Annotated in this window: 10 protein-coding genes and 1 other annotated feature; of the genes, 2 read left to right on the top strand and 8 right to left on the bottom strand. The window is 48.5% G+C overall.

The window, feature by feature from the left end:
• Positions 1 to 90: 90 nt before the first annotated feature.
• From DW720_RS14080 to DW720_RS14100, 5 genes are all read right to left on the bottom strand, one after another.
• Entirely contained in the window at positions 91 to 294 is a 204-nt protein-coding gene (locus tag DW720_RS14080; protein ID WP_025482934.1) for a hypothetical protein, read from the bottom strand.
• 339 nt (positions 295 to 633) lie between these two features.
• Entirely contained in the window at positions 634 to 3,045 is a 2,412-nt protein-coding gene (leuS, locus tag DW720_RS14085) for a leucine--tRNA ligase (protein ID WP_022360162.1), read from the bottom strand.
• Between the two features lie 195 nt (positions 3,046 to 3,240).
• Positions 3,241 to 3,479, bottom strand: a binding site (T-box leader).
• 128 nt (positions 3,480 to 3,607) lie between these two features.
• On the bottom strand, positions 3,608 to 3,820 hold the full coding sequence (locus tag DW720_RS14090; RefSeq protein ID WP_022360163.1) for a ferrous iron transport protein A: 213 nt from the start codon (positions 3,818 to 3,820) through the stop codon (positions 3,608 to 3,610).
• A gap of 233 nt (positions 3,821 to 4,053) precedes the next feature.
• Positions 4,054 to 5,112 (bottom strand): MBL fold metallo-hydrolase, encoded by a 1,059-nt coding sequence (locus DW720_RS14095; protein WP_118472426.1) that lies wholly within the window; start codon positions 5,110 to 5,112, stop codon positions 4,054 to 4,056.
• A 30-nt stretch (positions 5,113 to 5,142) separates the two neighbouring features.
• The gene (locus tag DW720_RS14100; RefSeq protein ID WP_118749762.1) at positions 5,143 to 6,498 is read right to left on the bottom strand and encodes an MATE family efflux transporter; all 1,356 of its coding nucleotides are present in this window, start codon (positions 6,496 to 6,498) and stop codon (positions 5,143 to 5,145) included.
• A 393-nt stretch (positions 6,499 to 6,891) separates the two neighbouring features.
• Here DW720_RS14100 and DW720_RS14105 point away from each other — a divergent pair, with 393 nt between their 5' ends.
• On the top strand, positions 6,892 to 8,211 hold the full coding sequence (locus DW720_RS14105; protein WP_022360166.1) for an acetyl-CoA hydrolase/transferase C-terminal domain-containing protein: 1,320 nt from the start codon (positions 6,892 to 6,894) through the stop codon (positions 8,209 to 8,211).
• A gap of 158 nt (positions 8,212 to 8,369) precedes the next feature.
• Here the strand turns inward: DW720_RS14105 and DW720_RS14110 are convergent, their stop codons facing one another.
• The 3 genes from DW720_RS14110 to DW720_RS14120 all read right to left on the bottom strand — a co-directional run bounded on the left by DW720_RS14110 (position 8,370) and on the right by DW720_RS14120 (position 12,489).
• Positions 8,370 to 8,891 carry a hypothetical protein gene (locus tag DW720_RS14110; RefSeq protein ID WP_117795011.1) on the bottom strand — a complete coding sequence of 174 codons (522 nt, stop codon included), beginning with the start codon at positions 8,889 to 8,891 and terminating at the stop codon, positions 8,370 to 8,372.
• Positions 8,888 to 10,018, bottom strand: coding sequence for a hypothetical protein (locus DW720_RS14115; protein WP_118749763.1), 1,131 nt, complete (start codon positions 10,016 to 10,018; stop codon positions 8,888 to 8,890). Before DW720_RS14115 ends, DW720_RS14110 begins: the two co-directional genes overlap by 4 nt.
• A gap of 380 nt (positions 10,019 to 10,398) precedes the next feature.
• Positions 10,399 to 12,489 (bottom strand): elongation factor G, encoded by a 2,091-nt coding sequence (locus DW720_RS14120; protein ID WP_118467340.1) that lies wholly within the window; start codon positions 12,487 to 12,489, stop codon positions 10,399 to 10,401.
• 335 nt (positions 12,490 to 12,824) lie between these two features.
• Here DW720_RS14120 and DW720_RS14125 point away from each other — a divergent pair, with 335 nt between their 5' ends.
• Complete coding sequence (locus DW720_RS14125) at positions 12,825 to 13,931, top strand: prephenate dehydrogenase (protein WP_118685127.1); 1,107 nt, start codon at positions 12,825 to 12,827, stop codon at positions 13,929 to 13,931.
• Positions 13,932 to 13,987: the final 56 nt, after the last annotated feature.

Raw genomic sequence — 13,987 nt, forward strand, 5'->3', positions numbered from 1 at the left:
ACCTCTCTTTCACTCACATCATATAACAATAAAACCTACAATAAAAGTACCAGTATGTATTTCTCTTGTTTCCATTTTGGTAACATCTGTTTATTCCAAGTTTTCTACACCATAATACCGATATATCGCTGAACCAATGTATTTTGTAACCCCTTTTCCGTACTGTTTATCTGTGGCTTCTTCCAACTGAGAATGATTCAAATAATCTTTAGCCATTTCTAATAATAATACTCTTGCATTATCCATTTTAAAAAGATTTTTACAACTTTTCCCCAATCTTTTTACTGCTTTCATTGACATATCTTTCATCGTAAACCGTTACGCTACTAAAGAGTCAAGATGTTTTTTCTATTTTATCACAAATTCAATAAAACTGCCCCTAATTTTACAAATAAGAAATGACGCAGATAATGTTTCCACTACCTACGCCATTTCTCATTACATCTTTGAAATATTTACTCCATTTTCTTTCAATCTTTACTCCAAATTTACTCCATTTTAAAAATCTGTTACGATATTTTGCGGTATTCTACGATACTTTTTCTTTAAAGAAAAATGTCAGTAAGTCTTGATTTTAAGCGAACTTTTCAATATTTCCAAGCACTTTATTCTGTTGTGAGATTTTCTCTCAAATTATTTCATCACAATATTCACAATCCGTCCCGGAACGTAAATTTCTTTTACGATATTTCCTGTCAGCTTGTCCTTGATAGCCTCCTTACCAGCGGCGATGGCATCTTCTTTGGAGATGTCTGCCGGTACGGTAATGGTCGCGCGGACTCTGCCGTTGATCTGAACGGCTACCTCTTTCTCGTCATCCTTCATCTTCTCCGCATCACACTCCGGCCAGGAAGCGTGGAATACGCTGTCGGTTCCGCCGAGCTCCTGCCACAGCTCCTCGCCCAGATGCGGTGCGAACGGTGCCAGAAGGATGGTAAAGGTCTTGAGGGTTTCTTTGTCGATGCCGCCCTCTTTCTTTGCCAGATCGATGAGCTTGTTGTTGTACTCCATGAAACCGGAGATAACGGTATTCAGGCTGAACTGCTCGAAACGCTGCTCAATGTCGAATACCAGTTTGTGGCGCAGTTTAACCATTTCCTTAGTTTCTTTGATATCTTTGTCCTTGCTGGTCATAACCAGGTTGTAGAAACGGTTCAGGAAACGGGATACGCCCTCGATACCGCGGTCATCCCACTCTGCATCCAGTTCCGGCGGTCCTACGAAAAGCTCATAGAGACGCAGGGAATCGCAGCCGTAGTCGCGTACCAGATCGTCCGGGGATACGACATTTCCTTTCGACTTACTCATTTTGATACCATTCTTACCAGTGATCATACCCTGGTTGAACAGCTTCTTGAACGGCTCGTCGAAGTCAATAACACCGATATCGCACAGGAACTTGGTGTAGAAACGGGAATACAGCAGATGCAGTACTGCATGTTCAACACCGCCGATGTACATATCAACCGGCAGATATTTGTCTGCTTTCTCACGGGATACCAGTTCTTTATCGTTCTTGTTATCTACATAGCGCAGGAAGTACCAGGAAGATCCCGCCCACTGCGGCATGGTGTTTGTCTCACGTTTTGCCGGAGCGCCGCAGCACGGGCAGGTGGTGTTGACCCACTCGTCGATGGCTGCCAGCGGGGATTCGCCGGTACCAGTCGGCTGATAGCTTTCTACCTCCGGAAGTTTTAACGGAAGCTGATCCTCCGGAACCGGTACATTGCCGCACTTCGGGCAGTGTACGATCGGGATCGGCTCGCCCCAGTAACGCTGACGGGAGAATACCCAGTCACGCAGCTTATAATTGACTCTCTTGTGACCGATACCTCTCTTCTCAATCATTTCCGGCGCTTCTTTTTTCAGTACGGAAGATTCCATACCATTCCACTCGCCAGAGTTGATCATCGTGCCGGATGCCTCGGTATACGCCTCAGTCATGTTCTCGATCTCTTTGCCATCTTTTGCGATAACCTGGATGATCGGGATATTAAATTTCTTTGCAAACTCGAAGTCACGGTCATCGTGTGCCGGTACGCACATGATAGCGCCTGTACCGTAGTCAGCTAATACATAATCAGACAGCCAGATCGGAACCTTCGCACCGTTGATCGGGTTGATTGCATAAGTTCCGGTAAATACGCCGGTCTTTTCCTTATCCTGCAGACGGTCTACGTTGGAACGCATGGAGGAATCGAAAATGTATTTCTCAACTGCCTCGCGGGTCTCATCGGTTGCCAGGCTCTTTGCCATCGCGTGCTCCGGAGCCAGTACCATGAAAGTTGCACCGTACAGGGTGTCCGGGCGGGTGGTATAAACGGTGATCTTCTCATCGCGTCCCTCTACGCCGAAATCAACCTCTGCACCGTAAGATTTACCGATCCAGTCAGTCTGCATCTTTTTAACCTTCTCCGGCCAGTCCAGTTTGTCCAGATCATTTAAGAGGCGGTCTGCGTACGCGGTAATCTTGAGCATCCACTGGCGCAGGTTTTTCTTGGTAACCGGGGTACCGCAGCGCTCACAGCAGCCGTTGACAACTTCCTCGTTTGCCAGACCTGTCTTACAGGACGGGCACCAGTTGATCGGGAATTCTTTCTCGTATGCCAGGCCTTTTTTGAACATCTGGACGAAGATCCACTGGGTCCATTTGTAGAATGCCGGATCTGTGGTATTTACTTCCATATCCCAGTCATAGATGGCTGCGATCTCGTTGATCTGACGTTTAATATTTTTAATGTTGGACTCGGTCGAGATAGCCGGGTGTACGCCCATCTTGATCGCGTAGTTCTCTGCCGGCAGACCAAATGCGTCCCAGCCCATCGGATGGATCACGTATTTGCCGCGCAGCAGCTGATAACGGCTCCATACATCTGAAATAACGTAGCCTCTCCAGTGACCAACGTGCAGACCACTTCCGGACGGATATGGGAACATATCCAGGCAGTAATATTTTTCTTTCTTTCCATCGTTTACATTGATGGGATGTTTTTCCCAGTTCTCGCGCCATTTTTTCTCAATGGCGGTATGATTGTACTGTGACATCTTTGTTCCTCCTGTTTTCTGCTTAACCCACGCTGATTTTTTGCTATTTCCTGTCAAAATCCGGCTCCAGTCTCTAAAATGATGATTCATTATTGCAATCAACTGATCCGTTGGCAGTTGCATAACATCCAACCCTTGCGGACATTCTTTCAATCCGGTAACGTCAAAAACGCCCTGCGTCTCTACATTACCTGTATAGAGACGCAGGGCGAAAATTCCAACTGCGCGGTACCACTCTATTTCACACGGAATCCGTGTGCTCCTCATCGTCCTGTAACGGCGGATGACCGGCTCTGTCTACTCGGGTATTCAAAAACACTTCTTTCAACAGGCTGCTCCCGGACCAGTTCGGCGGCTTCCTTCCGCTGCCTCACACCATCCGGCAGCTCTCTGTAGAAATTTCGCGGCTTACTACTTCCGTTCATTGCATTTGTGCTATCTGGTAGAATAGCATAAATGGGAAGAAATGTCAAGTAACGTGACCTTCTCAAACTTGCACGTGACAGATTCGACGTTCTTTCAATACATGACATTTTCGACAATCTTTCAATCACCGTCAAACCTACACCTGAATCCGCTCTGCCACTTCATCGCCCAGTGCCAGCCGAACCTTTCCATTTCCGATGATCAGACCATCCAGCACACGTCCAAGGACCCGGATACGGCTTCCTTCTTTGATTCCATAGCGCTCCAAAAAGTTCATCACATCCGCATTTCCAAACATCCACTTGATTTCACAGGACTCTCCCGCCTGCACCTTTGCCAACGACTGCATACAACGACCTCCTGACTGATATTCCGCTTTCTGTAACTGTTCAGTACCTTCACAGTCACGCGCAAAAATCCATTAAAAATTGCCTACGGCAATGGGATTTTTGTCTGCTGGTCCATGTTTTCGTACGGTCAGCGCAGTAAATGCGCAGACCTACTGAACAGTTACCGTTTTCTTTTCTATCATTATATGCAGTCAGACTATTGTTAGTCAATAGTAATAATTGTTAGTTAATTCTAACAGTATTTAGCCGTTACCGTGAACCATCTCCACACTTCTCCGTCCATCTCCCGGCGGATTCTGCCGCGCAGGCGGAGGTAGTCCAGATGCGCCATGCACTCGCCCACCGCAAACCACTTCTGGGACGGTGGAAATTCTTCCCAGCTGGCGGCACGGATCTTCCAGCGCATCTTTCCAGCCGTCTCATATGCCGTCATACCCGGATGTTCGGCAAGCAGCGCCTCCGTCTCCGCCAGACGCCGCTCATGGTGTGCCAGCAGCGCCTCGATGCGCGCTGCATAATCGCCCGTCTTCCGGTGTCCCGGCAAGGCAAGGCGGACCGGATATTTTCTGGCGAGGCGCAGGCTATCGAGATAATCACCTAATGAATCCTCCGATTCCAGCCAGGAAGTAATATTCGGCGATATATCAAACAGGATATGATCGCCCGTGAACATGATGCCCTGTTTCTTTGCCCAGAACATCGCATTGCCCGGCGTATGCCCCGGCACGGAGATCATTTCCAGCGTGTAATCTCCTACCGTGTATTTCCAGCCTGCCTCAATCGGAACAAAACGGTCATCAACCTGATCCAGCTTATAGCGGACTGCCGGATTGAGCGCCTGCGTTTTCTTCATTTCATCCTCCGGAAATCCCCCGGCACGGAATTGCTCCGCCAGCCGAAGCGGACGCTCTGGTGTAAAACCGTCCTTTAAGATTGCCAGATCGGTTCCGCTGATATAGATGTGGCTGTCCGTCCCTGCCGCCTCCCTGGCAAGTCCTGTGTGATCCGAGTGCAGGTGTGTCAGAAGAATATCCAGCCGCTCCGGACTGCTGCCAAGTGCCCGAAGCCCGGCAAACAGCGCCTCCCGGCATTCCTCGCGCCGAAATCCGGTGTCAATCAGAAGGTCGCGCCCGTTTTCTTTCCCCTTGATCAGGTAACTGTTGAGTTCCCGCAAAGGATTCTGCGGCAATTCCACACCGATCCGCCAGATTCCATCTGCCACCTGTTCTACAAGGGCTTCCCCCTTCTCTATGTTCTTTGTGATTTCTTCTCTTTTATTTTCTTTAAGCATATTTTTCCTTATTGAATCTATTGAATCTTCTCAGCCTTCTGCTTTCTCTTCTCTATGATCCATCGTCCGGAACAGATGTGTGCAAATCAAAATCGCCACCACAATCGACAGATAATCAGCCGCCGGCTGTGCATAGACAACTCCATCCAGGCCAAACATCGCATTCAGCACGAAAATCAACGGAATAAAAATCAGTCCCTGGCGGCAGATCGTAAGAATCAGCGACGGAAGCGCTTTTCCCATTCCCTGGATCGTATTGATGCAGAGGAATAAGATACCAAGGAGTGGCGCAGAAAGCTGGAGGGCAACCACCATCTGAATACCATACTGGACAACTTCCGCATCATTAATAAACATCTGAATCATTGTCTTTCTTGCGACAATCATAAACAATGTCAGAATCGTTCCCATAATAACTGATACAAGTCCTGTAAATTTGAATACCGACATCAGGCGTTTCTTGTTGCGCGCTCCATAATTATAACCAATCAGCGGCTGGATTCCCACGCAGAGACCAATCTGCAGCAGGACAACAAGCATATTGGATTTCATCGCAACCCCCATCGCCGCTACCGGTGTGTCACCGTAGCCGACCAGCGCCTGGTTCAGGATAATATTGGCAAAGCTCATCAGGATGTTATTTAAGGAAGCCGGAATACCGATCCCTGCCACGCCGGAAACGATTCCATCTCCCATCTTAAAATCACGGAAATGAATCGACAGTGTCGATTTTCCCCGTAGATAATAAGCAATATAGTAAAGACAGGCCGCAATATTGCCGATAATCGTCGCAAGCGCTGCACCGGTCACTCCCCAGCCAAGCACCAGGATCATGATCGGATCCAAAATAATATTTACTACGGTACCTAACAGGTTTCCGACCATCGATTCTCTCGATGCGCCTTCTCCCCGCAGAATATTCGCAAATGCAGTTGAAAACATAATAAACGGCGCGCCGATTGCAATAATCGCCAGGTACTGTCTCGCAAAACCGATCGTATTTACACTGGCACCGATGAGATGCAGAATGGTTTCCATTCCAAGTACAGACAGGATAGCCACTATCACGCCCAGCCCCAGGGATCCATAGCAGCAGAATGAACTGATATGACATGCCCGGTCTTTATGGCGTTCTCCCAGTGCTCTCGATATCGCTGAGCTGCCGCCGATACCGAACAGATGGCCTAATGCCATAAAAATCATAAAGACCGGCGTTGCCAGCGAAACTGCCGCCACCTGCAGCGGATCCTTCGTCTGACCGATGAAAAATGTATCCGCCATGTTATAGATAACAACCACCAGCATGGAAATCATAGTCGGAACCGCCATGGTTGCGACCGCCTTCGGTACGGGTGTTTTTTCAAATAAATCCGTATTTGTTTTCATTTGTCGTAACTCCTCTCTTTCTATATTTGTTGTATTCTTTACAGTCACATTCTCGCGCCGAGCGCGGTCGCTTGCGACATGTTTCTGCTTCGCGCAAGTGCACATCATTGGCACGTTAGTGCCTTTTTGTGTAATAGGGGATTCCAAGGAATTTCCTATTACATAAAAATACAGGCACTTCTGCCTGCTGTGTAAAAGATCAACTCTTATTTATAAACACTTAATTTTATCATAAACACCTATTTTGTCAACTATTTCCGTATTAAACTTATCTTAAAACCCAGCTTAAAAATTGTCTTTTGGAATTGTCTTTGGAAGTTGCAAAAAAGCGCTTTCTGGGATATGATGGAAACTAGAAAATTATGAATTTCATACCGATGGAGGATTTTTACTATGTCTAACAATTACGCAGGCAAATTTGTAAGTGCTGAGACCGCCGTCAAGGCCGTTCAACCAGGCGACTGGGTGGATTATGGCTTTGGTGCTGGATTTCCGGAGCTTCTCGACCGTGCGCTGGCAGCACGCAGGGATGAGCTGACCGATGTCAAGATCCGCGGCGGTTTAGTCATCCGCCCGCGCATCGAGGTTGTCGAAAGCGACCCGGAGCAGAAAGCATTCAGCTACTACAGCTGGCACATCGGCGATTATGAGCGCAAGCTGCAGACCCGTGGGCTCTGCAAGTTTATGCCGATGATGCTGCGTTCCCTGCCGGAAATGTACCGCCACCACATTCGCGTGGATGTTGCCTTTGTACCGGTTTCCAGACCGGATGCGGACGGCTACTGTGGACTGGGTATTTCCAACTATGCATGGCGCACCATCTTTGAGAATGCGCGCACCGTCATCTTCGAGATCAATGAGCGCCTCCCGCGCTTACAGGGCGTCGATGGTTCCCACCGTGTCCACCTCTCAGAGGCAGATTTCATCGTCGAGGGCGAGCATGAGCCGCTTCCGATCCGCACCTACCGCGATCCGAGCGCCGTTGATATTGAAATTGCCAAACGTGTCGTTGAGGAGATCCCGGACGGCGCTGTCCTTTCCCTGGGCGTCGGCGGCGTTCCGTTTACCGTTGCCAATATGCTGGCACAGTCCGACAAAACCGACCTCGGCTGCCACACCGGCACCATCAGCGATGCTTTTTTAGCCCTCTATAAGGCTGGCAAGCTGACCAACAAGAAGAAGGAAATTGACAACGGTTATTCTACCTGGAACCTTGCCATGGGCTCTCAGGAATTATATGACTGGCTGGATAATGAGCCGCAGCTCTTCCATCCGGCTGACGTCGATTACGTCCACTCCCCGTACCGCATCGGTGAGATGAAAAATGTCATCAGTATCAACGGTGGTGTCGAGCTGGATCTGATGGGACAGGAAAATGCCGAGTCTGCCGGCACCCGACAGCTCTCCGGTATCGGCGGACAGATGGATTTCCTGGAGGGCGCATTCCGCTCCGAGGGAGGCAAGGGCTTTATCTGCCTTGCTTCCACCCACAAGAAAAAAGATGGCTCCTTAAAATCCAACATCGTACCGTTCATTCCGGGCGGCAGCACCGTATCTGCACCGCGTACCATGATTCAGTACGTGGCGACCGAATACGGTATCGCAAAACTGACCGGGCTTACCTTAAAAGAACGAGCGGATGCCATGATCGCCATCGCACACCCGGATTTCCGTGATGAGCTGCGCCGGTATGCGGAGGAGAATTTTAAATAAAAATTGGAAAGATACATCGGAACCGAAACATCAACATTCCATGTTATCTTTGATTATTTGAAAACCAGAATTTTCAATATAGAAAAGCCGTAACCTTATACTTTCGCTCATGAGTTTAATCCCATGGGCGGGTATATCTGGTTACGGCTTTTTATTTTTTATGCCTCTTTCTTCGCCCCTATAACAACCACAACCACCATAAACCGGCAGACCAGAATAATCATAGACGCAAAGAGCTGCCACAGCGCGATATGCAGAATCAGGCTGACTGCGTACCCACACAGTGCTGCTCCCATTACCATAGCATATCCACAGCACAGTTCGGAGTGATACGAATGTCTGGGCGAACCTGCGGTGTAGCTTTCCATCAGTCCATAGAGCACCACATATTCCAGCATACACGGAATCAGCGACCAGATGGTTCCGTCCGGCCGCCTCCAGAACATGGACAGGAAGCTAGAAAAAGCAGTCACCAGCACAAGCGCCGCCCCTGCTGCCCGGTACACTCTCATCTCTTTTACATCCATCTGGAAAAATCCAGCCTGCCGCTCTTTCTGGAGAATCCCGATATATAAAATCAGGAACCCGATGCAGGGCGGCAGCAGCATCACATGGAACAGATTAATATGAATCGAAGCAAGAATCAGACCGGCTAAAATCTTATGATCTCCCGTTTTCACTTAAATGCCTCCTCTTTCAGCAGATATTTCCACACATCAATAAAGCGAAGCTCCCTTCTCTTCCTGTATTCATTTTCAAATGAAAGAACCTGCTCCCCGCCATCTTTGCCGATATATGAAAGCACTGCAACTCCTGAATGAAATACCTGCGGCGACTGGTCGTCCTCTTTGCCAATCCAATGGCTCTGGAACGTCAGGACATCACCCGTTTTTACTGTCAGCCGTTTCGGCTCTTCCCCTTCTTTTTGGGCTGGGATAGGCTCTCCATTTAAGGTCATCGAAAAATTTTCCATCTCCCCGGCTGACGCAATGCAGCCTTTTACTTCGATGGTTCCATCTTTCTGAACGGTGTAAACCTGTGTGGCCGTTCCATCTGAATTGGCGCTGGAACTTGGATTTTCCAGGGCGCTCCCGCCCTCTGGATTTGCAATCAGTACCAGATTACCAATTTTTACGTCCGCTGTGTTTCCATCTGAATAGAGCACCTGCGCCCGCGTCAGGATTCTCCACTGACTGATCCCGTTATGCTGCGGATCTTCAATCGAAAGCGTAGCATCCAGGCGATGAAGCGCATACTGTCCCGCTGACTGGACTGTCTCCCGCATTTCCTGCATTTGAAGTTCAGGCAACTCTGAAAAACGAATTTCTCTCACACAGATCTCATCCGTCACATCCGTCAGATAGGCAAAATTTACCTGTGTATACCATACATCCGAAGTTTCATCTGTCTCATCCACACTTTCTTCCCCCAGTGCATACAAAGACACTGTATTCTCCAATCCCATATCCGCATTCAGGTCTTTCACACCTTCGTCTAAAACTCCAACTTTCACATCGGAATCGGTACTTTCTTCTTCAAGCGCCTCACTTGACACAGATGAAACGATTCCATCCTCCGAAGTTTCTACTCCGTCCAGCCCACAGCCCAGATAAGCCGACTGGCTGTAGTGCAGAAACAGCGGTTCTTTCAGCCGGAACGTATACTGGGCGATCAGACCCGCCAGCAGACAAATAAGCGCCAGCACCAGCCAGATACGCACGATCATCCGCTCCGGGTGTTTCCGAACTGTTTTTGCCTGTTCTTTTACTTCCATGAGTTCCCCGCTTTTCTCATTTTTCTCTATCATAAAAAGGCCACCCACCTGTCTGTATAAGTTGTTCTCTTTGCAACATTATACCTTTTTACAGGTGGGTAGTCTTTTCTATTTTCTTACAATTTATAGCCTTCTTTTTGAAAATTGCAAAAGAACGCAATTCGTAGCAATTTGGCATCCGCATTCACTGCCTTAACTTCTCGCCTGTCCCATCGATAACATTCGCAGCGCTTTGTTCAATTCAAGCACAGCCTATAACCATATCGATCCGAAAGGTCTTCCAGAAAGAGAAAGCCGCCGCTGACAGCCTTGATGAATCGGTATCGATCCACTCAGCCGCCTGCGGCGGTTTTCTGCTTATTTATATAAGAATATCATATTTTTGACCGAAACGGTAAGCACTTCATCTGCCATTATTCAGCTTCTGCCGCTCTCGCCTCCACTTCTCTCTTCTGTACATCGCCCGGAGCCTGCTCGTAGCGGCTGAACTCATAGGAGAATTCACCGATACCGCCGGTCATGGAACGAAGGTCGGTGTTATAACCAAACAGCTCGGACATCGGGATATCTGCCTCGATGATCTGTTTGCCGTGATGGTTGGAGTTCATACCGAGAACACGACCTCTTCTGCGGTTCAGATCGCCCATAACGTCGCCGGTGAATTTATCCGGAACGGTTACTTTCAGAGATGCGATCGGCTCAAGGAGAACTGGATTCGCTTCCATGAACGCTTTCTTGAATGCCAGCGTCGCTGCCATCTTGAATGCCATCTCGGAGGAGTCAACCGGATGATAGGAACCATCTAACAGGGTTGCTTTCACACCGACAACCGGATATCCAGCCAACGGACCCTTCTGTACGCATTCCTGAATACCTTTCTCAACTGCCGGGAAGTAGTTCTTTGGAACGGCACCGCCAAATACCTTCTCTTCAAATACATATGGTGTCTCCAGATCGCCGGACGGCTCGAAGGACATCTTAACATCGCCGTACTGTCCATGTCCACCGGACTGTTTCTTATATTTGCCCTGTGCTTCTACTTTCTTGCGAAGTGTCTCGCGGAATGCAAATTTCGGTTTGCTGAGCACAATGTCTACTTTATATCTTGCCTGCAGCTTGCTGACAACAACTTCGAGCTGCTGCTCGCCGATGCCGTAAAGTAAGGTCTGACGGTTCTCGGTATCGCTGACGCTTCTGAGTGTCAGATCTTCGTCCATCATCTTCGCCAGTGCACTGGAGATCTTGTCCTCATCGCCTTTGGTCTTAGCTGCGTATGCCATGTAGGTATACGGGGTAGAAATCTTCGGTTTGTGGTATACAATCGGAGCCGTGCGGACTGCGATGGTATCGCCGGTCTGGGTGACGTTTAATTTGGCAACCGCGCCGATATCGCCCGCCTTTAATTCCGGAACCTCGATGACATCCTTGCCGCGGAGAACATATACTTTCTGAACTTTCTCTTCAGCATCTTTGTTTACATTGTAGATAACGGTATCTGGTTTTAAGGTACCGGTACAAATCTTCATCAGGGAGTATTTGCCGATGAACGGGTCAACCACAGTCTTGAAAACACGTGCCGACAGGGATACATCGTCATTATATTTAGCGGTAAAGCGCTCTGCGGTCGATACATCGACACCGACACACTCGAACTTGTCCGGTGACGGGAAGTATTTATCGATCGCCTGCAGCAAATATGCGAAGCCCTGTGCATTGACACCGGAACCCATCATAACCGGAACGATGTTGCCCTCACTTACGTGCTCACGCAGCGCCTGTGCGATCTCTTCCTGTGTAAATTCTTCACCGGAGAAATAGCGCTCCATATATTCTTCACTCGTCTCTGCCACTGCCTCGATCAGCGCATCACGGATGATGCCGAGGTTCTTCTTGGTGTACTCCGGAATCTCGCATTTCTCATATTCGCTTAAATGGGTGAAACGGCGGCCTTCCATCTTTACCGCATTGACAAAGCCGACAAATTTTTCATTTTCACGGATCGGCACCTGGAACGGCGCGATCTTACGGCCAAACTGCTTCTCCAGTTTTAAGATCAGCTCACGGAAGCTTGCCTGATCGTCATCCATGTTGGTAACGAAGAACAGGCGCGGCAGGTTGTACTCTTCACAGAGTTCCCATGCCTTCTCGGTTCCGACTTCGATGCCAGCCTTGCAGTTTACAACGATGATTGCTGCATCTGCTACACTGATAGCTTCCTCTACTTCTCCCACAAAATCAAAATAGCCAGGGGTATCTAACAGGTTAATCTTGATCGGTCCATCTTCTCCCTGATACTCCAACGGAATCAGCGTGGTGGAGATAGAGAACTGTCTCTTGATTTCTTCTTTATCATAATCGCTGATGGTGGTTCCTTCCGGAACTTTTCCCATTCTCTTGGTAGTACCTGTTACCAGTGCCAGCGCCTCTGCTACCGTTGTCTTGCCGGCACCGCCGTGCCCCAGTAACACTACATTGCGGATTTGTTTTGTCCCATACACGTTCATAGTTAAGTCCTCCCGTCTATTTATTTTGATGTTTTCTTCTTGTATTTTAACCTCTGTTCATATTGTACAAGAAAATAGAGAAAATTTCAAGTAAAACAACACCTTTATACAAAATTTATTCGTTTTATTTTGAAAAGCATTGAAAATGCGACAATTTCCCTGTTCAAAGGCGGTGAAATCAATCGCATTTTCGCAAATTTAGTAATAAACAGATGTAAAAAATTTTCTTTTTCACTTCAACGCGTAAAATCGTTGACAAGTGACTTGTTCTATTCTACAATAATTTCTAGTTTCATTTTTTTACTATACTACTTATGAAAGAGAGCGTAATTGCTATGAATACACCGATTAATCATCTTACCGCCGGTTTCATCGGACTCGGTCTGATCGGCGGCTCTATCGCCAGAGGTTTGAAACGCAGCGCCCCGGATATTCAGATCATGGCTTATATGCGGACCCGCGAAAAATTGGAACAGGCACATGCAGACGGCATTGTTGACCTGATTCTGGACGGCGTGGACGAGCATTTAAGCGAGTGCGACATCATTTTCCTGTGCACACCGGTTGAATTTAATGAATCCTATCTGCGCCAGATCCGGCCGTTCTTAAAGGAAGGCACGGTTGTGACTGACGTCGGAAGCACCAAGACCAGCATTCATGAGACCGTTGCCGCGCTTGGCATGGAAAGCTGCTTCGTCGGCGGACACCCGATGGCTGGCTCGGAAAAGACCGGCTACGAGAGTTCAACCGACCATTTGCTGGAAAATGCATACTATATCATTACCCCGACACCGCACACCCCAGCTTCCCACACTGACCGTATGGTGGATGTGGCAAAGGCGATCGGTGCGTTGCCCCTGGTGCTGGATTACCATCGTCATGATTTCATTGTCGCGGCGATCAGCCATCTGCCGCACCTCATCGCCTCCAGCCTGGTCAACCTGGTACACGACTGCGACAGCGAAGATCAGATGATGAAACGGCTGGCTGCCGGAGGTTTCAAGGATATCACCCGTATTGCCTCCTCTTCTCCGGTCATGTGGGAACAGATCTGCATGACGAACACAGGCAATATCACTGAGGTGCTGGATCGCTACATTGATTCCCTGACGACATTGCGGGAAGAACTGTCCGACCACCAGTCTAGAGCCATCTACCAGCTGTTTGAGTCCTCCCGCGACTACCGGAATTCGTTTGCAGAAACTCCAAAAGGATCGATACAGCCGGAATACACCTTCTCCGCCGACGTGGTGGACGAGCCAGGTGCTATCTCCATCATTTCCTCGATCCTCTCCGGTAAAGGAATCAGTATCAAAAATATCGGCATCAGCCACAACCGTGAGCATGGCGAGGGCGCGCTGCGGATCAGCTTCTACGACAAGGCTTCGATGGAAGCGGCGTGGGCGCGTTTGAAGAAATACAATTACACGCTGTTCGCGTAGACTGCAATGTATGTTTCAAACTTAACTTTCAACATTAATGTTTAGGCAGGTACAAC

Origin of the sequence: Clostridium sp. AM27-28, assembly GCF_003480955.1 — a bacterium.
GTDB lineage: Bacteria > Bacillota > Clostridia > Lachnospirales > Lachnospiraceae > Otoolea > Otoolea fessa.